Source organism: Armatimonadota bacterium (genome assembly GCA_031081675.1).
GTDB lineage: Bacteria > Sysuimicrobiota > Sysuimicrobiia > Sysuimicrobiales > Kaftiobacteriaceae > Calidihabitans > Calidihabitans tengchongensis.
Genome location: JAVHLZ010000005.1, coordinates 60,341 through 83,510, shown reverse-complemented (window position 1 = coordinate 83,510; position 23,170 = coordinate 60,341). Strand labels below are relative to the sequence as shown.

Annotated in this window: 23 protein-coding genes and 1 tRNA gene; 8 read left to right on the top strand and 16 right to left on the bottom strand. The window is 73.0% G+C overall.

What is annotated here, in order from left to right:
- The first annotated feature begins 48 nt into the window (after positions 1-48).
- From sfsA to RB150_03225, 3 genes are all read left to right on the top strand, one after another.
- Positions 49-732, top strand: coding sequence for a DNA/RNA nuclease SfsA (sfsA, locus tag RB150_03235; protein ID MDQ7819554.1), 684 nt, complete (start codon positions 49-51; stop codon positions 730-732).
- Positions 733-767: 35 nt separating this feature from the next.
- Positions 768-861, top strand: a tRNA-Sec gene (locus RB150_03230).
- A gap of 67 nt (positions 862-928) precedes the next feature.
- Positions 929-1,468 carry an inorganic diphosphatase gene (locus RB150_03225; protein MDQ7819553.1) on the top strand — a complete coding sequence of 180 codons (540 nt, stop codon included), beginning with the start codon at positions 929-931 and terminating at the stop codon, positions 1,466-1,468.
- 38 nt (positions 1,469-1,506) lie between these two features.
- Here the strand turns inward: RB150_03225 and RB150_03220 are convergent, their stop codons facing one another.
- The 3 genes from RB150_03220 to RB150_03210 all read right to left on the bottom strand — a co-directional run bounded on the left by RB150_03220 (position 1,507) and on the right by RB150_03210 (position 3,524).
- Positions 1,507-1,929, bottom strand: coding sequence for a hypothetical protein (locus RB150_03220; GenBank protein ID MDQ7819552.1), 423 nt, complete (start codon positions 1,927-1,929; stop codon positions 1,507-1,509).
- Positions 1,930-2,087: 158 nt separating this feature from the next.
- On the bottom strand, positions 2,088-2,246 hold the full coding sequence (locus RB150_03215) for a hypothetical protein (protein MDQ7819551.1): 159 nt from the start codon (positions 2,244-2,246) through the stop codon (positions 2,088-2,090).
- A gap of 201 nt (positions 2,247-2,447) precedes the next feature.
- Positions 2,448-3,524, bottom strand: a complete 1,077-nt coding sequence (locus RB150_03210; protein ID MDQ7819550.1) for a GGDEF domain-containing protein — start codon at positions 3,522-3,524, stop codon at positions 2,448-2,450.
- Between the two features lie 196 nt (positions 3,525-3,720).
- Between RB150_03210 and mutS the strand changes: the two genes are divergently transcribed.
- The 5 genes from mutS to hflX are packed head-to-tail and all read left to right on the top strand — an operon-like array spanning position 3,721 to position 11,587.
- Positions 3,721-6,402: a DNA mismatch repair protein MutS gene (gene mutS, locus RB150_03205; GenBank protein MDQ7819549.1), complete on the top strand. Its 2,682-nt coding sequence runs from the start codon at positions 3,721-3,723 to the stop codon at positions 6,400-6,402.
- Positions 6,399-8,129, top strand: a complete 1,731-nt coding sequence (gene mutL, locus RB150_03200; protein MDQ7819548.1) for a DNA mismatch repair endonuclease MutL — start codon at positions 6,399-6,401, stop codon at positions 8,127-8,129. The genes mutS and mutL overlap by 4 nt, the downstream gene beginning before the upstream one ends.
- Before the next feature lie 32 nt (positions 8,130-8,161).
- Positions 8,162-9,055, top strand: coding sequence for a tRNA (adenosine(37)-N6)-dimethylallyltransferase MiaA (gene miaA / locus RB150_03195; protein MDQ7819547.1), 894 nt, complete (start codon positions 8,162-8,164; stop codon positions 9,053-9,055).
- Positions 9,056-9,101: 46 nt separating this feature from the next.
- A complete protein-coding gene (locus RB150_03190) occupies positions 9,102-10,301 on the top strand; it encodes an LL-diaminopimelate aminotransferase (protein ID MDQ7819546.1) in 1,200 nt (399 codons plus the stop codon).
- A gap of 59 nt (positions 10,302-10,360) precedes the next feature.
- Positions 10,361-11,587, top strand: a complete 1,227-nt coding sequence (hflX, locus tag RB150_03185) for a GTPase HflX (GenBank protein ID MDQ7819545.1) — start codon at positions 10,361-10,363, stop codon at positions 11,585-11,587.
- A 28-nt stretch (positions 11,588-11,615) separates the two neighbouring features.
- On the opposite strand, the gene lexA is transcribed toward hflX, so the two are convergent.
- The 13 genes from lexA to RB150_03120 form a co-directional block, all read right to left on the bottom strand.
- Entirely contained in the window at positions 11,616-12,230 is a 615-nt protein-coding gene (gene lexA / locus RB150_03180) for a transcriptional repressor LexA (protein MDQ7819544.1), read from the bottom strand.
- Between the two features lie 164 nt (positions 12,231-12,394).
- Positions 12,395-14,071: a glycerol-3-phosphate dehydrogenase/oxidase gene (locus tag RB150_03175; protein MDQ7819543.1), complete on the bottom strand. Its 1,677-nt coding sequence runs from the start codon at positions 14,069-14,071 to the stop codon at positions 12,395-12,397.
- A gap of 104 nt (positions 14,072-14,175) precedes the next feature.
- Positions 14,176-15,021 carry an HAD-IIA family hydrolase gene (locus RB150_03170; GenBank protein ID MDQ7819542.1) on the bottom strand — a complete coding sequence of 282 codons (846 nt, stop codon included), beginning with the start codon at positions 15,019-15,021 and terminating at the stop codon, positions 14,176-14,178.
- Positions 15,022-15,275: 254 nt separating this feature from the next.
- Positions 15,276-15,491: a hypothetical protein gene (locus tag RB150_03165; protein MDQ7819541.1), complete on the bottom strand. Its 216-nt coding sequence runs from the start codon at positions 15,489-15,491 to the stop codon at positions 15,276-15,278.
- Between the two features lie 20 nt (positions 15,492-15,511).
- Complete coding sequence (locus tag RB150_03160) at positions 15,512-16,057, bottom strand: DinB family protein (protein MDQ7819540.1); 546 nt, start codon at positions 16,055-16,057, stop codon at positions 15,512-15,514.
- 170 nt (positions 16,058-16,227) lie between these two features.
- Entirely contained in the window at positions 16,228-17,514 is a 1,287-nt protein-coding gene (locus tag RB150_03155; GenBank protein MDQ7819539.1) for a CBS domain-containing protein, read from the bottom strand.
- The gene (locus tag RB150_03150; protein MDQ7819538.1) at positions 17,511-18,020 is read right to left on the bottom strand and encodes an HIT domain-containing protein; all 510 of its coding nucleotides are present in this window, start codon (positions 18,018-18,020) and stop codon (positions 17,511-17,513) included. The genes RB150_03155 and RB150_03150 overlap by 4 nt, the downstream gene beginning before the upstream one ends.
- Complete coding sequence (gene rnc, locus RB150_03145) at positions 18,017-18,880, bottom strand: ribonuclease III (GenBank protein ID MDQ7819537.1); 864 nt, start codon at positions 18,878-18,880, stop codon at positions 18,017-18,019. The genes RB150_03150 and rnc overlap by 4 nt, the downstream gene beginning before the upstream one ends.
- Positions 18,867-20,114 carry a beta-ketoacyl-ACP synthase II gene (gene fabF, locus RB150_03140; protein MDQ7819536.1) on the bottom strand — a complete coding sequence of 416 codons (1,248 nt, stop codon included), beginning with the start codon at positions 20,112-20,114 and terminating at the stop codon, positions 18,867-18,869. The genes rnc and fabF overlap by 14 nt, the downstream gene beginning before the upstream one ends.
- Positions 20,115-20,132: 18 nt before the next feature.
- A complete protein-coding gene (gene acpP / locus RB150_03135; GenBank protein MDQ7819535.1) occupies positions 20,133-20,384 on the bottom strand; it encodes an acyl carrier protein in 252 nt (83 codons plus the stop codon).
- Between the two features lie 63 nt (positions 20,385-20,447).
- On the bottom strand, positions 20,448-21,197 hold the full coding sequence (fabG, locus tag RB150_03130) for a 3-oxoacyl-[acyl-carrier-protein] reductase (protein ID MDQ7819534.1): 750 nt from the start codon (positions 21,195-21,197) through the stop codon (positions 20,448-20,450).
- The gene (gene fabD / locus RB150_03125; GenBank protein ID MDQ7819533.1) at positions 21,190-22,149 is read right to left on the bottom strand and encodes an ACP S-malonyltransferase; all 960 of its coding nucleotides are present in this window, start codon (positions 22,147-22,149) and stop codon (positions 21,190-21,192) included. Before fabD ends, fabG begins: the two co-directional genes overlap by 8 nt.
- A 17-nt stretch (positions 22,150-22,166) precedes the next feature.
- Positions 22,167-23,168: a beta-ketoacyl-ACP synthase III gene (locus RB150_03120; GenBank protein ID MDQ7819532.1), complete on the bottom strand. Its 1,002-nt coding sequence runs from the start codon at positions 23,166-23,168 to the stop codon at positions 22,167-22,169.
- Positions 23,169-23,170: the final 2 nt, after the last annotated feature.

The following is a 23,170-nucleotide window of genomic DNA, read 5'->3' as shown; positions in this document are numbered from 1 at the left end:
GGACGCCGTGCGAGGGTCGTCGTCCCGTTCCCGCGGCCGCTGGTCCGGGTGCGCGTGGTCAGCCGGGCCAACCGTTTTGCCGTCTGGGCCCGCGCCGGCGGGCGGCGTCTGTACCTGCACCTGCCCAACCCGGGTCGGATGACCGAGCTGCTCCGGCCCGGGGCGGCCGGGCTGGCGCACCTGCGCGGAGGCGGGGAGAAGCGCACGCGGGGCGTGCTGCTGCTGGTCCGCCACCGCGGCCGATGGGTGGGGATGGACGCGCGGCTGCCCAACGCCCTCTGTGCGGCGGCGCTGCGGGCCGGTCTCCTCCCGAACCTTCGCCATTACCACCGGTGGCGGGCCGAGGTGCGGAGAGGGGACAGCCGGTTTGACTTCGTGGGCGAGGGCCCGCGCGGCCATGTGGTGGTGGAGGCCAAATCCTGCAACCTGGTGTCCGGCGGGGTCGCGCTGTTTCCCGATGCCCCCACCGCGCGCGGGGCGCGCCACCTGCTGGACCTGGCCCGGATGGCCCGGCGGGGGGCGCGGGCGGTCGTGGTGTGGTTCGTCCAGAGGGACGACGCCTCGGTCCTGCGCCCTTATGAGGAGGCCGACCCGCAGTTCGCGCGGGCGGCGCGGGCGGCGGCCCGGGCCGGCGTGCGGTTCTACGCGTTCACCTGCCGGATGTCTCCGGCCGGTGCGACCGTCCTCCGCCGCATCCCGGTGCGGCTGGGCCGGGTGCGGGCGGCGCGTTGACCGGGGAGGGGGGAGGGGATACCATGGGATGACGCGGAGGGCAACGGGGTCTGGTGGCCCTTCCGGTCTTCAAAACCGGCGGGAGGCCGGTCGGCCTCCGGTGGGTTCGATTCCCACGGCCCTCCGCCACGGCGCCATCCTGATTTCTCAGGCCGCACGGCGGCGGGCGCGTTCCGGCCGCGCGAGGTGATGTCCCGTGATCGTGGATGCCTTCGTGGAGATCCCCAAAGGCAGCCGGAACAAGTACGAGTACGATCCCCTGCGGAACCGCATCCGTCTGGACCGGGTCCTGTACTCGCCGCTCCACTACCCGGCCGACTACGGCTTCATCGTGGACACCCTGGCCGAGGACGGCGACCACCTGGACGTGCTCATCGCCACCTACGAGCCCACCTTCCCCGGTTGCCTGGTGCCCGTCAGGCCGGTGGGCGTCCTGGACATGGTGGACGAGAAGGGGCGGGACCAGAAGATCCTGGCCGTCCCGGCGGGGGATCCGCGGTTCGCCGAGGTGGTCGAGCTGGCCCAGCTGCCCCCTCACTTCCTGGCCGAGATCGAGCACTTCTTCACGGTGTACAAGACGCTGGAGCGCAAGCCGACGGAGGTCCTGGGCTGGTCGGGGCGCCCGGATGCCGAGCGGACGATCCACGACGCCCAGAACAGGTTCCGGTCCCGGGCCGCCCCGGTCCCGACAGCGCGCGCGCGGACCCGCGCCCGGAGCCGGCGGAGGCCGCGATAGCCCCGGCCGGCTCCACGCGCCCGCTGCGGCGGGGCCTCCTAGTTCAGGGCGGCCGCGGTGGCGTCGGGAGGAGCGATCTTCTCGATCTGCCTGTTGAGGGCCTGCAGGACCGCCCGGGCCACGGCCCACCGGGGATCCGTGCCGGCCGGGGCCGATCCGGCCAGCAGCAGCTCGCGGCCGCCGGCTCCCAGGGTCAGGGTGACCACCACGAGCGGGGAGGGAGAGGGCAGCAGCTGGACCGAGTCCAGGGCGATCCGCATCTCCGCCCCGGCGAATCCCGCATACATGCGCACGGCGTTCACCGTGGCCTGGGCGACCACCCGGGCCCAGGCGCCGTCCTCGGCCGGGCCGGTGGCCAGGCCGACGTGGGAGACTCCCGAGTTCCGGAGCTGCACCCGCGCGCGGGTCCGGGTGGGGGTAGCCTCGTACGACACGTCCTCAAGCCTCAGCCGACGACCCACGGCATCCTCCCGGAGCAGGCTACTCGTTACCAGGTAGAGCAATTTTCATGCCACATCGCAACCCGAGGCGGCTCCCCGGCGGCCCCGGACACAGGCCGGCCGGGGCCGGATCCTTCTCCGGCCCCGGCCGGGGCGGTGCGGGAGGGGAGGGGATCCCGCTACCGGATCAGGGAAAGCAGCGTGGCGTTGGCCGTGAGCAACCGCAGGCCCACCAGGAAGGCGGCGAAGCTCACCACCCACCCCACCAGAACCACCTGCAACCGGCGGTCCAGGTCGTTGAACCGCGACTGGATCACATCGAACTCCTCGTAGCGCATCGCTCCACGATCCTCCCGTTATCCGTGCCCCGCAGGGTCGAGACCACCTCCGGCGCCACCCCGACAGAAGAGCAACCCCCGTGCCGCGCCGGTGAAGTCTTCCCGCGCTCGCCCGGGGGGTGGGAGATCCGGGACGGAACAGGGGAAGATAGCGGACAGATTGAGGGAAGTCGCGAGGTTCGGCCGGCGGTGGGGTGACCCTCAACCCGACAGGGCGGCGCGGACCTGGTTGCGACCCAGGCGCTTGGCGGCGTAGAGGGCACCGTCGGCCACCTGCATCAGCTGGTCGTACTCGTAGCCGTCCTCGGGACAGGAGGCGATCCCCACGCTCACCGTGAGGCGGCCCTGGGGCTGGACCCGGCCGCCCCGGAAGGGGTACTGCTCCACCACCGCGCGCAGCCTCTCCAGGACCTCCACGGCGTCAGCTTTGGCAGTGTTGACCATGATCAGCGCGAACTCCTCACCGCCGTACCGCGCCAGCACGTCGCTGGTCCGCAGGTGGGCCCGCAGCAGCGCTGCCAGCTCGCGCAGCAGGGCGTCGCCGACCAGGTGGCCCAGACTGTCGTTGTAGGCCTTGAAGAAGTCCAGGTCGATCATGGCCACCGAACAGCATCCGCCGTACCGCCGGATGCGCGCCAGCTCGGCGCGCAGGATCTCCTCGAAGTGACGGCGGTTGTACAGGCCCGTCAGAGGATCGGTGATGGCCAGTTCCGCCAGGCGGGCCCGCAGGGCCTTGCGCTCCTCCCGCTGGCGCCGCAGGCGCTCGAACACCACCCCCGAGTAGGCATTGATCAGCAGGAACACGGCCACCGTCGCGGCCTCTCCGGTCACCGCCACGGGGTGGCCCTGGCGGGCCAGCAGCCCCACCATGCCCAGGTAGCCCGCCGCCATGAGCGCCGACAGGCCGAACACCCCCGCGAAGCCCACCAACCCCGCCAGGAAGACGGGCGCGGCCAGCCAGGCCATCAGGAGCGCCGCCCGCATGGACGGGACCGTGTAGACGTAGAGGATGAGCAGCCCGGTGGCCGCGACCATCGGCCCGTACACGAAGTGCCTGTCCCGCCGCAGAACGCAGGCCCACCGCCGGCGCACCGCCACCCCCAGGATCCCCTGCACGACCACGGTGACCACCAGGGCCAGGACGCACTGGCCGGGTGCCGGCGGGCGCGGGCTCAGGTGGCCCAGGGTGCAGGCAATGGCCAGCGCCAGCAGCAGCCCGGCGGTGGCCGTGAGCAGGCCGTGGGTCATGCGGCGTTGCCTGTCGGATTCGCTGATCATCGGTCCGTCATCCCGCACACACCCTTCGCGCGCGAGGACGTCTGGATCCAGGTAGCAAGTTATATTCCTCGCTCGGCCGGTGGTTCAGGCCTTTCGGCCGGACATCTCCCGCGGATATCGGTTTGACGCCGCTTGTCTTTCTCGTCTCACCGCCGCCCGCAGGTGGGCGGTCGGACGGCCGTCGAAGGAGGATGGCGTGCAGCGGGATCTGACCCCCATGATGCGCCAGTACCAGCAGCTGCGGGCCCGCTATCCCGGCATGCTGCTGATGTTCCGGCTGGGCGACTTCTACGAGCTGTTCTTCGACGATGCGGTGGTGGCCGCCCGGGACCTGGAGATCACCCTCACCTCCCGGGAGGTGGGCAAGGGCCGGCGGGTTCCCATGTGCGGGATCCCCCACCACGCCCTGGACAGCTATCTGGCCCGGCTGGTGGAGCGGGGTCACCGCATCGCCATCTGCGAGCAGCTGGAAGACCCGCGCCGGGCTCGCGGCCTGGTGCGCCGCGACGTGGTACGGGTCGTCACGCCCGGGACGCTGGTGGAACCCGCGCTCCTGCCCGGCCCCGCCAACAACTTCCTGGTGGCCCTGCGCCCGGGCGCCGACGGCTGGGGGCTGGCGGCGGCCGACCTGTCCACCGGGGAGTTCCAGGTGACCGAGCTGACCGGGGACGACGCGGCGGGGCGGGTGGCCGACGAACTCGCCCGCCTGGCCGCCCGGGAGGTCCTGGTGCCCGACGACCACCCCGACGCCGTCCGGAGCCTGCTGCCGGAGGGCAGCCACCTCACGCCCCTGGAGGCGTGGGCGTTCGAACCACACACTGCCCGGCAGAGACTGCTCGCGCACTTCCAGGTGGCGACCCTGGACGGATTCGGATGCGAGCACCTGCCCCTCGCGGTGGCGGCGGCCGGGGCGCTGCTGTGGTACCTGCAGCAGACCCAGCGGGGATCCCTCAGCCACCTGTGGCGCCTCGTGACCTATAGCGCCGACGGTGGCCCGGTGGTGGACGAGGCCACGCGCCGGAACCTCGAACTGGTCCGCAACCTGCGGGACGGGGGGCGGACGGGCACGCTGCTGGAGGTCCTGGACCAGACCCTCACGCCCATGGGTGCTCGCCGGCTGCGCCAGTGGCTGCTGCAACCGCTCCGGGATCGCGCGGCCATCCTCCGCCGCCAGGAGGCGGTGGCGTACCTGGCGGAGCGGACCCGGGTGCGCGAGGACGTGCGATCCGCGCTGCGGGGGCTGGCCGACCTGCACCGGCTGGTCAGCCGGGTCGGCCACGGGTCGGCGACCCCCCGGGACCTGGTGGCCCTGGCGGGATCTCTGCGCCGCCTTCCGGCGCTGGCCGCGGCCCTGGCCGGCGAGCTGCCCGCGCAGCTACTGGACCTGCGCGGCCAGGTGGACGCCCACGCCGACGTGGTGGCGCTCGTCGGCGCGGCCCTGGTGGACAGCCCGCCCGCCTCCGCCCAGGACGGCGGCATCATCCGGGACGGCTACAGCCCCGAGCTGGACGAACTGCGGCGCCTGAGCCGGGAGGGCAAGACCTGGATCGCCACCCTGGAGGCCGCCGAGCGGCAGCGGACCGGGATCAAATCTCTGCGGGTCGGCTACAACAAGGTCTTCGGGTACTACCTGGAGGTGACCCGGCCCAACCTGCACCTGGTGCCTCCCGACTACGTCCGCAAGCAGACCCTGGTCGGGGCGGAGCGCTTCGTCACCCAGGAGATGAAGGAGAAGGAAGCCGCCATCCTGGGGGCCGAGGAGCGGATCGCCGAGCTGGAGGCCTCGCTGTTCGCCCAGGTGCGGGACCGGGTGGCCGCGCAGGCAGGCCCTCTGCTGCGCACGGCCGACGCGGTGGCCGATCTGGACGCCCTGGCGGCGCTGGCCGAGGCGGCGGTGGTGGGAGGTTATGCCCGCCCGGAGATCACCGACGAGCCCGTGCTGGAGATCCGCGCCGGCCGCCACCCGGTGGTGGAGCGGGCGCAGCCCGAGGAGCGCTTCGTCCCCAACGACCTGACGATGTCGGCCCACGACCGGGCCATCCTCATCGTCACCGGGCCCAACATGGCCGGCAAGTCCACCTACCTGCGCCAGACCGCCCTCATCGTGCTCCTGGCCCAGATCGGGTCGTTCGTCCCCGCCGCGGCCGCGCGGATCGGCCTGGTGGACCGGATCTTCACCCGGGTGGGGGCCACCGACGACCTCGCCACGGGGCGCAGCACATTTCTCGTGGAGATGCAGGAGGTCGCCCACATCCTGCACCACGCCTCCCCCCGCAGCCTGATCATCCTGGACGAGGTGGGGCGGGGGACCTCCACCTACGACGGGATGAGCCTGGCGTGGGCGGTGGTGGAGTACCTGCACGACCACGTCGGCGCCCGCACCCTGTTCGCCACCCACTACCACGAGCTGACCGAGCTGGCCGACCTGCTGCCCCGGGTCCACAACGTGACCATGCTGGTCCGGGACGAGGGCCAGCGGATCGTCTTCCTGCGCCGGGTGGCCGACGGCCGCGCCGACCGCAGTTACGGCATCCACGTGGCGCAGCTGGCCGGCCTCCCCCCGGCGGTCATCGCCCAGGCGCGGCGCATCCTGGAGCGCCTGGAAGCCACCGCCCGCCCGGCCCCGGCCGGCGAGTCATTCCTGCCGCCCGTCCCCTCCCGCGCCGTCGGGGCCTGGCAGCTGTCCCTGCCCCTGGCGGTCCCGTCGGAGGTGGAGGAGGCCCTGCTGGCGCTGCCCCTGGAGTCGATGACGCCGATGGAGGCGATGGCCGCCCTGCACGACCTGCGGGAGCGGCTGCGCCGCCAGTACGCCGCCCGCGCGCCGGAAGGGGGCAAGGTGGTCCGGATGCGCCGGAAGGCACCGGATTCTCCGCAGTGACACCCGTGGAGCCGGCGTCCGGGCCGCCGTCCGCCGTGGACCGCATCCGGATCCTCGACCCGTCCGTGGCCGACCGCATCGCCGCCGGCGAGGTGGTGGAGCGTCCGGCGTCGGTGGTGAAGGAACTGGTGGAGAACAGCCTGGACGCCGGCGCCACGCGGGTGGTGATCGAGGTCGAAGCGGCAGGGCTGAACCTCATCCGGGTCGCCGACGACGGCGGCGGCATGCACCCCGACGATGTCCCGCTGGCGGTCCGCCGGTTTGCGACCAGCAAGATCTCCTCCGCCGACGACCTGGCCGCCATCCGGTCGTTCGGGTTTCGGGGGGAGGCTCTGCCCAGCATCGCCGCCGTCTCGCTGCTGGAGATCGTGAGCGCGCCCCCGGGAGGGACCCTGGGCCGGCGGCTGCGGGTGCGGGGAGGGGAGATCGAGGCCGACGAACCGGCGAGCGCGCCGGCCGGGACCGTGGTCACCGTCCGCCACCTGTTCTACAACACCCCGGCGCGGCGCAAGTTCCTCCGCTCTCCCGCCCGGGAGTTCGCGCTCATCGTGGAGGCGGTGGACCGCCTGGCCCTCGCGTGCCCCCAGGTGGGCTTCCGCCTGATCCACGCCGGCGCCGAGGTCCGCCGCTTCCCCCCGGCCAGCCCGGCCGACCGCCTGGCGGCCGTGGTGGGCGCCCAGGAGGCCGGGGGCATGGTGGCGGTGGCGGAGGAGGGAGGCGGGCTGCGGGTGTGGGGATGGGCCGGCAGGCCCGAGATGGCGCAGGGGACGCGGCGTCTGCAGTACCTGTACGTCAACCGGCGCCCCGTCCACAGCCGGGCGCTGACCGCCGCGGTGGAGGAGGCCTACCGCCAGCTGGTCCCCGCCGGCCGCCACCCGCCGTTCGTCCTGTTCGTGGACGTGCCCCCCGAGCGGGTGGACGTGAACGTCCACCCCCGCAAGGCAGAGGTGCGCTTTGCCGACGAGCGCGCGGTGTGCGCCGCCGCCTTCCGGGCGGTGCAGGGGGCACTGCGGACGCAGATCCTCATCCCGGCGGTGGGCTCGCGGGGATGGGACGTTCCCGGCGCCGTGGCCGAGCCCGGGGATCTCCCGATCGCGGCCGGGACGGCCGCCGTCACCCCGGCGGTGGAGATTCCCGCCGCCGGGCGCCTGCCGGCGCTGCGCCTGGTGGGACAGCTGCACCGCACCTACCTGCTGGCGGAAGGCCCCGAGGGCTTGGTGATCGTCGACCAGCACGCCGCCCACGAGCGCGTCCTCTACGAGCGCCTGCTGGACCGGCGCCGTGCCGGGATGGCCACCGGCCAGGGGATCGTCCCCCCGGCGGTGGTGGAACTGCGCCCCGAGCAGGCGGCCCTGCTCAGAGCCTGTGCCGACGCCCTGGCCGGGATGGGATGGGTCCTGGACGAGTTCGGGGAAGCGACGGTCCTGGTCCGGGCCGTCCCCGCGATCGCCGCCCGTCTGGCCCCCGGACGCCTGCTGGCCGATCTCCTCGCCGAGGTGGGAGCGGGGGACCGCCTGCGGGCGGGGGAGGACATCCTGGAACGGCTGACCATCGCCACCGCCTGCCGGTCGGCGGTGCGGGCGGGAGATGCCCTGTCCGTCGAGGAGATGGCGTCCCTGCTGGCGGACCTGGCCCGCACCCGCGATCCATTCACCTGCTTCCACGGCCGGCCCACCCTCATCATGGTTCCCCGCGCCCGGCTGGAGTCGTGGTTCCTGCGCCGCTAGACACCTCTGCGGGAGGAAGCGTCCCACCCCTGGTGGTGCTCTGCGGCCCCACGGCGGTGGGCAAGACCGCCGCGGCCGTGGAACTGGCCTTGCGCATCGGCGGGGAGATCGTCTGCGCCGACTCCCGGACGCTGTACCGGGGAATGGACATCGGCACCGCCAAGCCCACCCCCGAGCAGCGCCGGCGGGTCCCGCACCACCTGCTGGATGTGGCGGACCCCGACCAGACCGTGACCCTGGCCACCTACCGGACGCTGGCCGCCGCCGCCCTGGAGGCGATCCGCAGCCGGGGGCGCGTGCCGCTGCTGGTGGGCGGTACGGGACTGTACATCCGGGCCGTGGTGGATGGCTTCACCATCCCCCCGGTGCCTCCGGACCCGGACCTGCGGGCGCGCCTGGAGGACGACGAGCGCAGGCAGCCGGGCATCCTGCACGCGCGCCTGCGGGAGGTGGACCCCGTGGCCGCCGCGCGCATCCACCCCCGCAACGTGCGCCGGCTGGTCCGGGCCCTGGAGGTCTACGCCCACACCGGCCGGCCGATCTCCGAGCTCCAGCGGGCCGATCCGGTGGGGGCGGCGGTCCAGATCGGCCTGACCATGGACCGCGCAGCCCTGTACCGCCGCATCGAGGCCCGGGTGCGCGAGCAGCTGGAGCGCGGCCTGGTGGACGAGGTGCGCGTCCTGCTGGAGCGGGGCTACGACCCCCGCCTGCCGGCCATGCAGGGGCTGGGCTACAAGGAGATCGCCGCCTACCTGCGCGGGGAGTGCACCCTGGCCGAGGCGGTGGCGCGCCTGGTGCGCAATACCCGCCGCTATGCTCGCCGGCAATGGATCTGGTTCCGCCGCGACCCCCGCATCCGCTGGCTGGACGTGGACGAGCTGACCCCGGCGCAGGTGGCCGAGGCCGTGGCCGCCATGCTACAGTGAAGCCGGAGCGGGCTGCTGCCCGGACGACGTGACCCGGGAGGGGAGAATGCAGGTCGCACGACGACTGGAGCAGATCGGCGCCTACCTGTTCGCGGACCTGGACCGCCGTCAGGAGGAGCTGGCCCGGCGGGGGGTGGACGTCATCAACCTCGGGGTCGGAGATCCTGACCTGCCGACCCCGTCTCACATCGTGGACGCCCTGATGGAGGGCGCCAGCGATCCCCGCAACCACCGGTATCCGCCCTACGGGGGGACGGCCGAGTTCCGCGCGGCGGTGGCGCGCTGGTACGCCCGGCGGTTCGGCGTCGCCCTGGATCCCCAGCGGGAGGTGCTGGCGCTGATCGGGTCCAAGGAGGGCATCGCCCACCTTCCGTGGGCGATCCTCGATCCCGGCGACGTGGCCCTGGTGCCCGACCCCGGCTATCCGGTGTACCGGGCTGCCACCATCCTGGCCGACGGCGTGCCCTACCCGCTCCCCCTGCGGCCCGAACGGGGCTTTCTGCCCGACCTGGACCGCGTGCCGGCGGATGTGCTGGCCCGGGCGCGGCTGATGTTCCTGAACTACCCCAACAACCCCACGGGGGCGGTGGCGACCCGGGAGTTCTTCGAGGAGGCGGTGGCGTTTGCCCGGCGACACGCCCTGCTGCTGGCGCACGACAACTCCTACTCGGAGATCGCCTACGATGGCTACCGCCCGCCCAGCATCCTGGAAGTCCCCGGGGCGAAGGAGGTGGCGGTCGAGTTCCACTCGCTGTCCAAGACCTACTGCATGACCGGCTGGCGGGTGGGATTTGTCGTGGGCCACGCGCAGGCCGTGGAGGCTCTGGCCCGGCTGAAGACCAATGTGGACTCGGGTGTCTTCCGGGCCGTCCTGCACGCCGCCGTGGCCGCCCTGGACGGTCCCGAGGACGCCCTGCGGGAGCGGCTGCGGGTGTACCAGGGCCGGCGCGACCGCCTGCGGGCGACCCTGCGCCGGCTGGGCTGGCGCGCCCCGGACCTGCGGGCGACGTTTTACGCGTGGCTGCCCACCCCCGACGGCCGGCCCTCGGCGGAGTTCGCCGCCACGGTCTTGGACCGGACCGGCGTCGTGGTCACGCCCGGGGTAGGGTACGGGCAGCAGGGGGAAGGCTACGTGCGCCTGTCGCTGACGGTGCCCGACGACCGCCTGGACGAGGCCCTGCGGCGGCTGGCGGAGGCCTTCGGGCCTGGAGGGAGGGAGACCGTATCGTCAGCGGACGCCCGCTAGCCGGTGTCACCGTTCCCGCCCGCCTGCCGCGCCCCGGGCAGCCCGAGCGGGCCATCCTGGTGGCTCTGACCCGGCCTCGGTCCGGCGAGGCGGGCGACCTGGAGGAGCTTCGTCGCCTGGCCACCTCGGCCGGAGCGGTGGTGGTGGGCACCGTGGTGCAGAAGCGCTCCGCCCCCGATCCCGCCACCTTCCTCGGCGCCGGCAAGGTGGAGGAACTGGCGCGGGCCATCTACGAGCTGGATGCCGACCTGGTGATCGTTGACGACGAGCTCACCCCCGCCCAGCAACGCAACCTGGAGCGTCGGCTGCAGACCAAGGTCGTGGATCGGACGGCGCTGGTCCTGGACATCTTCGCCCGCCGGGCCCGGACCCGGGAAGGCCGCCTGCAGGTGGAACTCGCCCAGATGATCTACCTCCTGCCGCGGCTGACGGGGCGGGGTGTGTGGCTGTCCCGGCTGGGGGGAGGCATCGGCACCCGGGGCCCCGGGGAAACCAAGCTGGAGGTGGACCGCCGCCGGATCCGCCGGCGCGTCACCGACCTGCGCCGGGAGATCGCCGAGATCAGCCGCCACCGCGCTCTGCAGCGCCGGGCACGCCGCCAGGCCCAGTTTCCGGTGGTGGCCCTGGTGGGCTACACCAACGCCGGCAAGTCCACCCTGCTGAACGCGCTGACCGACGCCGGCGTGTTCACCGAGGACAAGCTGTTTGCCACCCTGGACCCGACCGTCCGCCGGGTGACCCTGCCCAACGGCCGCCCGGTGCTGCTGGTGGACACCGTCGGCTTCATCTCCCGGCTGCCCCACCAGCTGGTGGCCGCCTTCCGGGCCACGCTCGAGGAGGTGACCGAGGCGGACCTCCTGGTGCACGTGGTGGATGGCAGCCACCCCGACTGGCGCTGCCAGGTGGCGGCCGTCCGGGCGGTCCTGGCCGACCTGGGCGCCGCCAGCAAGCCGACGGTGCACGCGATCAACAAGGTGGACCGTCTGCCACCAGCCCGGGCGCGGGAGATTGCCGCCGAGGTCGGGGAGGGAGTGCCGATTTCGGCCCTGCACCGGGTGGGCCTGCTCAACCTCCTGCGGGTGATCGCCCGGAAGCTGCCCGAGCCCCTCGAGCGGGTCCGGCTGGTGGTGCCGTACGAGCGGGCGGGGACCCTGGCGGCGCTGTTCAGCCAGGGGCGGATCCTCCACCAGGAGTACGGGGCGTCGGGCATCGCGGTGGAGGCCGAACTGCCCCGGGTGCAGGCCCAGCAGCTGCGCGCCCGGCTGAACGGCCCGCAGCCCCCGTAGGTCCCCGCGGGCGTGCCGACCGCCCGGGTCAGGCCAGGCGGCGGATCAGGGCGACGGCCACGCCCTCGATGACCACATCGCGGGTGTAGATGGGCTCCAGGGCGGGATTCTCCGGCTGCAGGCGGATGCGGTCGGCCTCGCGGTAGAAGCGCTTGACGGTGGCCTCGTCCTCCAGGCGGGCAACCACGATGTCGCCGTTGCGCGCGGTGGACTGCCGCCGCACCAGCAGCAGGTCCCCGTCGTAGATCCCGGCGCCGATCATGCTGTCCCCGCGCACGTGCAGGAGAAACCCTTCGGCGCCGCCCAGCAGATCCGCGGGCAGAGGCAGGTAGTCTTCGATGTTCTGCTGGGCCAGGATCGGCTCGCCGGCGGTCACGCGCCCGACCACCGGCACGGGGACGACCTTCTTGGCCGGTACTTCACGTTCATCCCGCAGGATCTCCAGGGCCCGGGGCTTGCTGGGATCCCGGCGGATGTAGCCTTTCTTTTCCAGGGCCGACAGGTGGCTGTGCACCGTCGAGCTGCTGGTCAGCCCCAGCGCCTGTCCGATCTCGCGGACCGACGGGGGGTAACCGTGTGCGTCGGTGTAGCGCTGGACGAAGGCGAGGATTTCCCGCTGGCGACGCGTCAGGCCTTTGCTCATCGTGCACACCCGCCCGGGGGTGGGCGGTCCGGTCCCGGCACCCTCCGGCGAGGGTGATTCTAGCACAGGAGCAGTCCATTGGCAAACACCTGTTCGGCACCGGCGAGGGCGTGACCCCGGGACCGGGAAGTTCCGATAATGTCTGTTATGTTAACTAGTCACTTTCATCGCCCCGGGGGCGGCGAAGCCTGCGCGGCAGCGCCGCCCGGCCTGGACGGCCGCCAGGCTTCCTCCCTCGCCCTCCTGGCCCGGTACTCCTCCAGCTGTCGGGCCACCTCGCCCGGGCTCCACCCCAGTTCCCGGGCCATGAGGTTCGCGACGGAGGGCGCGGCGCGGTCCGCAGCCTCCGTATCCAGCACGGCGAGCCGCGTCCGCAGGTACAGACAGTCCACCAGGCTCAGGGCGTACTCGCTGCGGCACGCGTAAACCACCTCGGCCGCGATGTGCGGCAGCCCGGACGCCAGCCGGGATCCCAGGCGGGGATCCTCCCGGGCCAGCCGCAGGATCGCCGCGACGAGCCCGCCGTAGGCGAACAGCAGGTGCTGGCGCTGGTCGTCTTCCAGACCGCTGCGATCCAGTTCGGCCGCCGCCTCCGGCATTTCGGCTCCCACCAGGGGGATGGTGTGCGTCCGACACGGCCGCCACCTCCCCTCCAGTCGGACCAGCGCGTCCACCGCGTCCTGCGCCATCTGCCGATAAGTGGTCAGCTTCCCGCCGGCGACCGTCACCAGCCCCACGGGCGAGACCACCACCAGGTGGTCGCGGGAAAGGGTTGCGGTGGACCCGTCCGGCCGGCCCACCAGCGGGCGGATCCCCGCGTACGCCGCGGTCGCGCGCTGGACCCCCACGGGCGCCCGCAGGTATCGGCTGGCGTGTTCGAGCAGGTACGCGACCTCGTCGGGGGTCACCTGCGGGCTGTCGAGGTCTGCCTCGTACGGCGTATCGGTGGTGCCCAGCACAAACCGTCCTCCCCACGGCACCAGGAAGGCCAGCCGCCCGTCGTCCGTCTCGGGGATCACCAGGGCCGCCCGGGCTCGCACCGCGTCGGGGGCCAGGACCAGGTGGACACCCTTGCTGTGGCGGATGCGGAAGGGCACATGTCCGTCCAAAGCCGCCACCCGCTCCGCCCAGATCCCCGTGGCATTGACCACCCACCGGGCGGGCACCTCCAGTGTGCGACCCGTCAGGCGGTCCACCACCCCCGCCGCGCGGATGCGGCCCCCCGCGCGCTCGAACCCCACCACTTCCGCATAGTTCACAGTCCACGCGCCCAGGGCGCGGGCTGTGGCCAGCACCGCGTGCGTCAGGCGCACGTCGTCGGTACGTCCGTCCCAGTACAGGAACGCGGCCCGCAGCCCCGCGGTCCGCAGATCCGGCACCAGCTCCGCCACCTCGGCTGCGGCGAGGACGCGGTGGCGCAGGCGCGGGTCGCGGCTGAACAGGTCGTATGCAGCCAGCGCCACCCGGACGCCGAGCGGCGCGCACCCCTCCAGCCAGCCCGGAAGGCGCATCCCCAGGGGCCTGCGGCTCCCCCGGTACAGCGGGACCACGAACCCCACGGGCCGGACGAGGTGCGGGGCCAGCCGGAACAGCAGGCGCCGCTCCCGCAACGCCTCTCGCACGAGCCCCACGTGCCCTTGGGGCAGGTAACGGATGCCGCCGTGCACGAGCCGCGTGGATCGGCTGCTGGTCCCGGAGGCGAAATCCCGCCGCTCCACGAGGCCCACCCGGTAGCCGCGGCTGGCTGCGTCCAGGGCCACTCCGGCCCCGGTAATCCCTCCGCCCACCACCAGCACGTCCACGCCCCGCCCCAGCGCGTCCAGGGCCTCCTGTCGCGACACCGACCGCTCCTCAGTCCTCCCGTCAGGTGAAGACACGTTCAACAGTCCCCCGGAAGGGGCGGTGCAGCCCCGGCCCGGTCTCCCTCCCCGCCGCCTGAGACCGCTCAGCCGACCGGAGGGCTCCCCCGGTCGTCCCCCTGCCTCCCGGGCGCGACACCGTCGGGGACCACCTCCGCCAGAGTGGCCAGGACGAAGTCCGGCGGCTCTGGACAACGCTCCACCATCTCCGGGGTGGTGGCACCGGTCAGCACCACCGCGGTGGCGCACCCCATCTTCTTGCCCAGGACCACGTCCGTCTCCAGCCGGTCACCCACCACCAGCGTGTCCTCCACCGGGGTGCCCAGGCGTTCCAGGAGGACCCGGGCCATGATGGGCGAGGGCTTGCCCGCCACCTCCTCCACGCGCCGGCCGGTGGCGGCCTCCAGAGCCGCCACCACCGCTCCTGCGTCGGGCAGGCCTCCATCGGGCGTGGGGCAGTACGGGTCGAGGTTGGTGGCCACAAAGCGGGCGCCCCGGCGCAGGGCGGCAAACCCCGCCCGGAGTTTGCGATAATCGAAGGTCCGGTCGAAACACGCGACCACGTAGTCCACATCCTCGGGCCGCTCCACCAGCCGCAGGCCCGCGGCTGCGAGCTCGCTTTTCACCGACTCCTCGCCGATGACAAAGAGGCGCGCCCCGGGCGCGGTGGACGCCAGGTATCGGGCCAGGACAGCGGAGGAGTTGATCACATCCTCGGGCGGTGTAGGGATGCCCAGGCGCGTGAGCTTGGCCGCATGGTCCTCCCGGGTGTACAGAGGATTGTTGGACAGAAACACCACCCGGGCCCCGCTCCGCCGCAGCGTGTCCACTGCGCGGTCCGCGCCGGGCAGCAGGGTGTCTCCCAGGTACACCGTCGCGTCCAGGTCTACGGCGTACCCCCGGTAGACACGCTGGGGGCGCCGGCGGATCATCTGTCCCCTTCCCCCGACGGACCCCGAATCACCACGGGGAGGCGACGCCTCCCGGAAGAAATCCCGCAAAACCAAAAACCCACCCGGCCCTCGCAGGCCCGAGCGGGTTCTCTCTGGTCTCTCCCGCCCCCGTCGGGGTGCTCACCACTACGGTGCTCACCACTACTATGAGCGGCGCCGCCACGAGCCGTCAAGGTCTCCCGCTGTCGACCTCTCGCCCGGAGCGCCGGCAGAGGACGCCACCGAGCCGTCCCTCAGGCGGTGGGAGAGACCTCCAGCACCTCCACCTGATCTGCGGGGTACATCCGCTCGGCCCTGGGCGAATCCAATGCCACGGTGACCACGCCGTAGAGCGGCAGGACCCGCACCACCGTGCCCTGGGGATGGCCGGGCTCGGCCAGAACACGCACCCGGGCGCCTGGCATCAATGGCCGGCTGGCCACATCGGCACCGCTGCGGCGTCCGCGCATCAGAGACCTCCGGGCGGCCGTCAGCCCTCCGAGGACGGCAGGCGCTCGAACATCAGGATCGAGTAGTCCAGGTTCTGGGCGGATACGCCGCACTGGCGCAGCATGGCCATCACCTGCGCCCGGTGGTGCACCTCGTGGAACAGCAGCTGGGCGGCGATCCCTCCGGTGGTGGTGCGGATGCGGACCCCGTCCAGGCCCGCGTACTCCACCGGCGCGGTCCAGTCGGTGATGGCCGCCAGGGTCTGCCGGGTCTGCGCCGCCAGCTCCGCCCACGCCGCCGCCAGGGGCTGCACCCCGGTCCGGGCGAACCGGGCGAACGGCCGCTCCTCAGGCGGGGGCACCACCTCCCCGCGCAGGCGGCGCCCGTAGGTCCACTCGGCGGAGGCCGTGTGCACCAGGGTCGCCCGGATGGAACGGTGGCCGAACGGGAACTCCCGGGCGTATTGCTCGTCGGTGAGCCCGCCCACCCACTGCAGCAGTCGGGCCCTCGCCGCTTCCAGGTAGGCATACAGGTGCGCCGGGTGAAATCCGGCGCGGTCGGTCAGGCCAGCAGTTCCCACGCGCATCCACCCTCCCGTACCCAGCGATCATCCGCCGCCCGCCGCCGTCGCACCCGCGCGCCTGGCGCCGTCCGCGTGGGGCGAGCGCCCGCGGGCGCGGATCGCGGGGCGACCCACCGCGCCACCTGCAGACGGACCTCGTCGGTCTCCCGCGTACCGCCCCGAGTGCAGGCCCCCTACCCTTCGATCCGGCGGGCCTGGGCCAGGATGCGGTTGACGGCCTTCATGGTGGCCCGGACCACGGCCTCGTGCGGGTCGGCGGTGAACAGCGCGGAACCTAGCAGGTAGTGGGGACCGCCGCCCGGGCGTGCGGCCACCAGCAGGATGTGCACCGCCTCGCCCTGGTCCAGCGGCGTGCGGGAGATCTCCTCCACCGCCACCTCCCACTGCGGAGGCAGCCACTGCCGGGCGGCCGTCACCGTGGCGTCCACCAGCAGGCGCAGGCCGGCGGTGCCCAGGGCGGGCCCGGCGGCCTGCCCGGTGGCGCGGTGGCCATCCCACTCCAGCTCCACCGTGGCGGTCCCCCGCCCCTCCTCCACCCCCAGGTCGATCCGCCGGATCGCCGCCCGCCGCGTCGGACCCGGCCCCGGATGCGGGGCGGCCGGGGGAATCTGCGCCCCGTGGAGGATGCGCTCTTCGGTGCGCTTGGCCAGGGTGGACGCCCGGCTGGCCAGCGTGAGCAGGTCGTCCACGGTGGCTTCGTAGTGGATGTCGTGCCGCTCGGCGGTGCGCTTGCCCCCGGCGATTCCCACCGACGCGCTGATGCTGCCCGGGGGCGCTCCCGGCACGTCCAGCTCGACAATCGCCTCCCGCAGGCGGCGGGCCAGGGCGGTGGCCTCGGCGGCACTGCGGGTGGAGACGATGGCAAACTCGTCGCCGGCGTACCGGCAGACGCTGTCCCGGGCGGGATCGGTATGATCTCGCACCAGGGCCGCCACCGCCTGGATCACCCGGTCTCCGACCACGTGCCCGTACAGTTTGTTCACCAGGCCGAAGTCGTCCAGGTCGATGAACAGCACGGTGATCTCCCGTCCGGCCTTCAGCAGGTCGGCCGCCTGCTGGCGCAGGGTGCCAGACCAGGGCAGGCCCGTGAGGGGGTCGGTGAGGCGGCCCAGCTCGTGGAGCAGGTCTCCCCGGGTCACCACCCCCACCACCCGCCCGGCTTCGTCCACCACCGGCAGCCGCCCCACCCCGTGGCGCTTCATCAGGTCGTAGGCGTCGGTAATCCGCTCCCCCGGCGAGACGGTAATCACCTGGCGGGTCATCACCTCGCGAACCGGCCGGTAGGGAGGCTGGCCCACCAGGTCCCGGAGGGTGACGATGCCCACGATCCGGCCCTCCGGATCCACCACCGGCGCGCCGCCGATCCGGTGCTCCGCCAGCCGCCGGGCGACCGCCGCGACCGTCTCCTCGGGCGAGGCGGTGATCACGGCGCGGGCCATGAATGCGGCGACGGTCCTCACCGTTCACCCTCCCCGGCTTCCCGCAGCACGGCGGCAAACGCCTCGGCCAGGCGGCGGCGGGTGTCCTCCAGGTGCTCGGGAATCACCTTCACATCGCCCAGGACGGGCATGAAGTTGGTGTCGCCCACCCACCGCGGCACCACGTGCACGTGCAGGTGGTCCTCGATGCCCGCCCCGGCGGCCCGGCCCAGGTTCAGGCCGATGTTGTACCCCTCCGGGCGCAGGGCGCGCTCGGCGGCCCGGACGGAGTAGTCGGTATACCGGATCAGTTCAGTCGCCTCGGCATCCTCCAGGTCCGCCAGCCGGCTGCAGTGGCGGTAGGGCACCACCATCACGTGGCCGCTGTTGTAGGGAAAGCGGTTCAGCAGCACGAAGCAGCGCCGCCCCCGGGCCACCACCAGCGCCGCGCGATCGTCGGATCCTTCGGCCGCCGCGCAGAAGATGCACGCTCCCGGCGTTCCCTGTCGGATATACTCCACCCGCCACGGCGCCCACAGCTGTCTCATCGGTGCCCCCGTCCGTGGCGGCGCCGCCGCCGGCGGCGGCCCCCGGAGACCGCCCCGGCCGGTGCCTGGTCGCCGGCCGGGGCGGCCGGGACCTCCTCCGCGGGCTCGGGAGTTCGCTCCCGCAGCGTCAGGCGGCGGAGGGCGTCCCGGGCCGCCGCCTGCTCCGCCTGTTTCTTGCTGGGGCCGCGTCCCTCGCCCAGGATGCGCCCACCGGCCTCCACCGTGGCCACAAAGACCCGGGCGTGGTCCGGGCCTTCCTGGCCCCGGATGCGGTAGCGGGGGATGCGGCGCTCGCGCTGCTGCAGCAACTCCTGCAGCTCGCTCTTGTAGTCTTCGCTGGGCTCCTCCAGGGCGTCGAAGGCGTCCTGCAGCAGCCGGGTGGCCACGGCGTGAGCCACCCCGTAGCCCGAGTCCACGTACACGGCGCCCAGGATCGCCTCCAGCACGTCGGCCAGCAGGGCCGGCCGGGCACGCCCGCCGGCCTTTTCCTCTCCCTTGCCCAGCAGGATGTACCGGCCCAGGTCCAGGGACGAGGCGACGCGGGCCAGCCACGGCTCGCTGACGATGCGGGCCCGCAGCTTGGCCAGGTCCCCCTCGGAGGCTTCCGGATAGCGGTGGTAGAGGTGGTCGCAGACCACCAGGTTGAGGACCGCGTCGCCCAGCAGCTCGAGCCGCTCGTAGCTCTGCCGGGGCTCGCCGGGCACCACGGGACCGTACGACCCGTGGCGCAGGGCCAGGTCCAGCAACCGCCGGTCCCGGAAGCGTACGTCCAGCCGGGCCTCCAGCTCGGCCAGCCGGGCGTCCCGATCGGGGGGCACGGCGGTGGGCGTCGGCGCGGCCGTGTGCTCAGCGCCCGTCATACCGACGGACCACCAGGGTGGCGTTGTGCCCGCCGAACCCGAACGCATTGGACATGGCCACCCGCACCTCGGCGGGCCGCGCCCGGTTGGGCACGTAGTCCAGGTCGCAGTCCGGATCCGGCACCTCGTAGTTGATGGTGGGCGGCAGGATCTGGCGCTCGATGGCCAGCGCGCACGCGATCAGCTCCACACCTCCCGCGGCGCCCAGCAGGTGACCCGTCATGGACTTGGTGGAACTCACCGCCACCCGCCGGGCGTGGGGACCCAGCACCCGCTTGATGGCCAGGGTCTCGGTGCGGTCGTTGTAAGGGGTGCTGGTGCCGTGGGCGTTGATGTAGTCCACCTCTGCGGGATCGATGCCGGCATCCCGGAGGGCGTTGGCCATGCTGCGGGTCGCGCCCTCGGCCTCCGGATCCGGCTGGGTGATGTGGTAGGCGTCGGCGCTCATCCCGTACCCCACCAGTTCGCAGTAGATGCGGGCCTCCCGCCGCAGGGCGTGCCCCAGGTCCTCCAGCAGGACCACCCCCGCCCCCTCCCCCATCACAAACCCGTCCCTCCCGGCGTCGAAGGGGCGGCAGGCCCGGTGGGGCTCGTCGTTGCGGGTGGACATCGCCTTCATGGAGCAGAAGCCGGCGACGCTGAGGGGGGTGATGGCCGCCTCCGTCCCCCCGGCCAGCATCGCCGTCGCCTCGCCCCGCTGGATGATGCGCATCGCGTCCCCGATGGCGTGGCCGCCGGTGGCGCAGGCGGTGACCACCGCGCTATTGGGTCCCCGGGCGCCGGTGAGGATGCTCACGATCCCCGAGGCCATGTTGATGATGATCATGGGGATGAAGAAGGGGCTCACCCGGCCGGGCCCGCGCTCCAGCAGGGTCTGGTGCTGGTTTTCCCACGTCTCCGCCCCGCCGATGCCCGACCCGATGAGGACCCCCACCTCGCCGGCATTGCGGGGGGTGATGGTGAATCCCGCGTCGTCCAGAGCCATCCGCGCCGCGGCATAGGCAAACTGGACGAAGCGGTCGTTGCGGCGGACGTCCTTGCGGTCCATGAAGGCGGTGGGGTCGAAGTCCAGGACTTCGGCGGCGATCTGGGTGTCGAACGCCGACGGGTCGAACCGGCTGATGCGGCGCACGCCGCTGCGCCCGGCCACCAGCGACGCCCAGAAGGCCTCCTTCCCGATGCCGATGGGGGTCACCACCCCCACCCCGGTCACCACCACCCGCCTCTGGGCCATCCCCCGCTCCCCGCCAGCCTACTCGGTGGCGTGCTCGCTCAGGTGGGCCTCGATGTACTTGACGGCCTCCCCCACGGTGGCGATCTTCTCGGCCTCCTCGTCGGGGATCTCCACCCCGAACTCCTCTTCCAGGGCCATCACCAGCTCCACCACGTCCAGGGAGTCCGCCCCCAGGTCGTCGACGAACGACGACTCGGGGGACACCTCGTCGGCCGACACGCCCAGCTGCTCCACCACGATGTTCTTGACGCGCTCAAACACCGTTGCCATCGGATGCCCCACCCCCATCTAGTGTACCTGCCCCGGTCGGCCCCGCCAGCCCCAGGCCGCGGGTCACCGCATGACCAGCCCCCCGTCCACGTTGAGGACCTGGCCGGTGATGTAGGCGGCGTCGTCCGAGGCCAGAAAGACCACAGCCGCGGCCACTTCCTCAGGTTTCCCTGCCCTCCCCAGGGGAACCTGCTCCAGGAGGGCCGCCATCTGCTCCTCGCGCAGGGATTCGGTCATCCCCGCCTGGATGTACCCGGGGGCCACGGCGTTTACCGTGATGCCCCGGGAGGCCACCTCCCGGGCCACGGCCTTGGTCAGGCCGATGAGGCCGGCCTTGGCCGCCACGTAGTTGGCCTGCCCGGGATTGCCCACCTCGGCGACCACCGAGGCGATGTTGATGATCCGCCCCCGGTGCTGGCGAACGAACTCCCGCAGCACGGCCTTGGTGCACAAGAACGCCCCGGTGAGGTTGACGTCCAGGACCGAGCGCCAGTCCTCCTCGCTCATCCGCAGGACCAGGGTATCCCGCAGAGCGCCGGCGTTGTTGACCAGGATGTCCACCCGGCCGAACTCCCGCAGGGCCGCGGCCACCACCGCCCGCGCGCCTTCCGCCGTGGCGACGTCGGCCTGCACCACCACCGCGCGCCCGCCCCGGGAGACGATCGCCTCCCGCACGGCCTCGGCGCTGCCCCGGCGGGTGGCGTAGTGCACCACCACCGCCGCCCCCGCCTCGGCCAGCGCCAGGGCGATGGCCCGCCCGATGCCGCCCGACGCGCCGGTGACGATGGCCACCCGCCCGTCCAGCCTACCCATGAGGGCCTCCCTCGGCCGCCGGCTCCCGGGCCAGGGCCGCGAGCGCCTCCTCCAGGGAGGCCGGATCTTCCACGTGCAGGGTCCGGGCGTGGGGAACCGTCTTCCGCACCATGCCCGACAGGCTCGTGCCCGGCCCGACTTCCACGAAAGTGGTCACCCCCGCGTGGGCCAGGGTCCGCACCGACATCTCCCACCGCACGGGGGACGCCACCTGCTCCACCAGCAGGCGGCGGATCTCCTCGGCCCGCCGGACGGGCGCCGCCGTCACGTTGCTCACCACCAGGATGCGGGGATCCCGCAGAGGGATGCCCGCCAGGACCTCGGCCAGCCGGTGGGCCGCCGGCCGCATCAGGCTGGTATGGAACGGCGCGCTGACGGCCAGCCGTACCGCCCGCCGGGCGCCGGCCGCCCGGGCCCGGGCGATCCCCTCCTCCACGGCCTGGTCATCGCCGGCGATGACCACCTGCCCGGGGCTGTTGAAGTTGGCCGGCTCCACCACCCCGCGCACCGAGGCCTCAGCGCACACCCGCTCCACCGCCGCCGGGTCCAGTCCCAGGATGGCGGCCATGGCCGTCTGCCGCCCCGCAGCCGCCTCCTGCATGAAGATCCCCCGCAGCCGGACCACCCGCAGGGCGTCCTCGGGATCCAGGACGCCGGCGGACACCAGGGCGGCGTACTCCCCCAGGCTGAGGCCCGCCGCGGCCTGGGGCCTGATCCCCCGGGCCTGCAGGACGGCCAGGCACGCCAGGCTGGTCGCCAGGATGGCCGGCTGGGTGTTGGGGGTCAGGCCCAGGTCCTCCTCCGGACCCTCCCAGCACAGGCGCGACAGGTCAAAGCCCAGGACGGCGTCGGCGCGGGCGAAGATCTCGCGGGCTTCGGGAAAGGCGTCGGCCATCGCCCGTCCCATGCCGGCGTACTGGGCACCCTGACCCGGAAAGACGAATGCGATCATCGGCGCGCCGATCCGGCCTACCCCCGGGCCGCCCCCATCGTCCACCGCAGCGCGCACGACGCCCAGGTCAGGCCGCCCCCGAACGCCACCAGGACCGCCACGTCGCCGGGCCGGATCCGCCCCTCCCGCACGGCCTCATAGAGGGCCACCGGCACCGAGGCCGAGGAGGTATTGCCGTAGCGATCGACGTTGATGAAGAACTTCTCCCGGGGCTGGCCCAGGCGCTCGGCGGCGGCGTCGATGATCCGGATGTTGGCCTGGTGGGGAATGAACCAGGTCACGTCCTCCAGCCGCAGGCCCGCCCGCTGCACCGCCTCCTCAATCGCCCGGGGGATGCAGCGGACGGCAAACTTGAACACCTCCCGGCCGTTCATCTGCAGGTAGTGCAGGTTGCGCTCCACCGACTCGAAACTGCTGGGGATGCGGGACCCGCCGGCCGGCAGCTGGATCAGCGGCCCTCCGGAGCCGTCGGCGCCCAGGTAGAAGGACAGAAACCCCTGCCCCGGCGGACAGGGCTGCATCACCACCGCCCCGGCCGAGTCGCCGAACAGGACGCAGGTGTTCCGGTCCTTCCAGTTGGTGATCTTGGAGAGGGTCTCCGACCCGACCACCAGCACGGTGTCGGCCAGCCCGCTGGCGATGTATCCGTGGGCCACCGCCGCCGCGTACACCCAGCTGCTGCAGGCCGCCGACAGGTCAAAGGCTCCGGCCCGGCGCGCCCCCAGGCGATCCTGGAGGATGCAGGCGGTGGCGGGAAACAGCATGTCGGGCGTGGCCGTGCCGACGATGATCAGGTCCACCTGCTCGGGCCGCACCCCGGCCGCGGCCAGCGCCTCCCGGGACGCCTCCAGGGCCAGGTCGGAGGTGGCCTCCTCGGGGGCCGCGATGCGGCGCTCCCGGATCCCGGTCCGGGTGACGATCCACTCGTCGGTGGTGTCCACCATGGCCTCCAGGTCCTTGTTGGTCAGGACCCGGGCGGGAACGTAGCGGCCGATACCGGTGATGGTGGATCCGCGCATGG

What these genes read in the sequence shown, in the direction of transcription:
- RB150_03165 (MDQ7819541.1), bottom strand. Translation starts at nt 15,491, where the DNA reads ATGCGCGGACGCCGCAGCGGTGCCGATGTGGCCAGCCGGCCATTGATG.
- RB150_03215 (MDQ7819551.1), bottom strand. Translation starts at nt 2,246, where the DNA reads ATGCGCTACGAGGAGTTCGATGTGATCCAGTCGCGGTTCAACGACCTG.
- fabF (MDQ7819536.1), bottom strand. Translation starts at nt 20,114, where the DNA reads ATGGCCCAGAGGCGGGTGGTGGTGACCGGGGTGGGGGTGGTGACCCCC.
- RB150_03170 (MDQ7819542.1), bottom strand. Translation starts at nt 15,021, where the DNA reads ATGATCCGCCGGCGCCCCCAGCGTGTCTACCGGGGGTACGCCGTAGAC.
- rnc (MDQ7819537.1), bottom strand. Translation starts at nt 18,880, where the DNA reads ATGACGGGCGCTGAGCACACGGCCGCGCCGACGCCCACCGCCGTGCCC.
- lexA (MDQ7819544.1), bottom strand. Translation starts at nt 12,230, where the DNA reads ATGAGCAAAGGCCTGACGCGTCGCCAGCGGGAAATCCTCGCCTTCGTC.
- fabG (MDQ7819534.1), bottom strand. Translation starts at nt 21,197, where the DNA reads ATGGGTAGGCTGGACGGGCGGGTGGCCATCGTCACCGGCGCGTCGGGC.
- RB150_03210 (MDQ7819550.1), bottom strand. Translation starts at nt 3,524, where the DNA reads ATGATCAGCGAATCCGACAGGCAACGCCGCATGACCCACGGCCTGCTC.
- RB150_03160 (MDQ7819540.1), bottom strand. Translation starts at nt 16,057, where the DNA reads ATGCGCGTGGGAACTGCTGGCCTGACCGACCGCGCCGGATTTCACCCG.
- acpP (MDQ7819535.1), bottom strand. Translation starts at nt 20,384, where the DNA reads ATGGCAACGGTGTTTGAGCGCGTCAAGAACATCGTGGTGGAGCAGCTG.
- RB150_03190 (MDQ7819546.1), top strand. Translation starts at nt 9,102, where the DNA reads ATGCAGGTCGCACGACGACTGGAGCAGATCGGCGCCTACCTGTTCGCG.
- RB150_03120 (MDQ7819532.1), bottom strand. Translation starts at nt 23,168, where the DNA reads ATGCGCGGATCCACCATCACCGGTATCGGCCGCTACGTTCCCGCCCGG.
- fabD (MDQ7819533.1), bottom strand. Translation starts at nt 22,149, where the DNA reads ATGATCGCATTCGTCTTTCCGGGTCAGGGTGCCCAGTACGCCGGCATG.
- RB150_03150 (MDQ7819538.1), bottom strand. Translation starts at nt 18,020, where the DNA reads ATGAGACAGCTGTGGGCGCCGTGGCGGGTGGAGTATATCCGACAGGGA.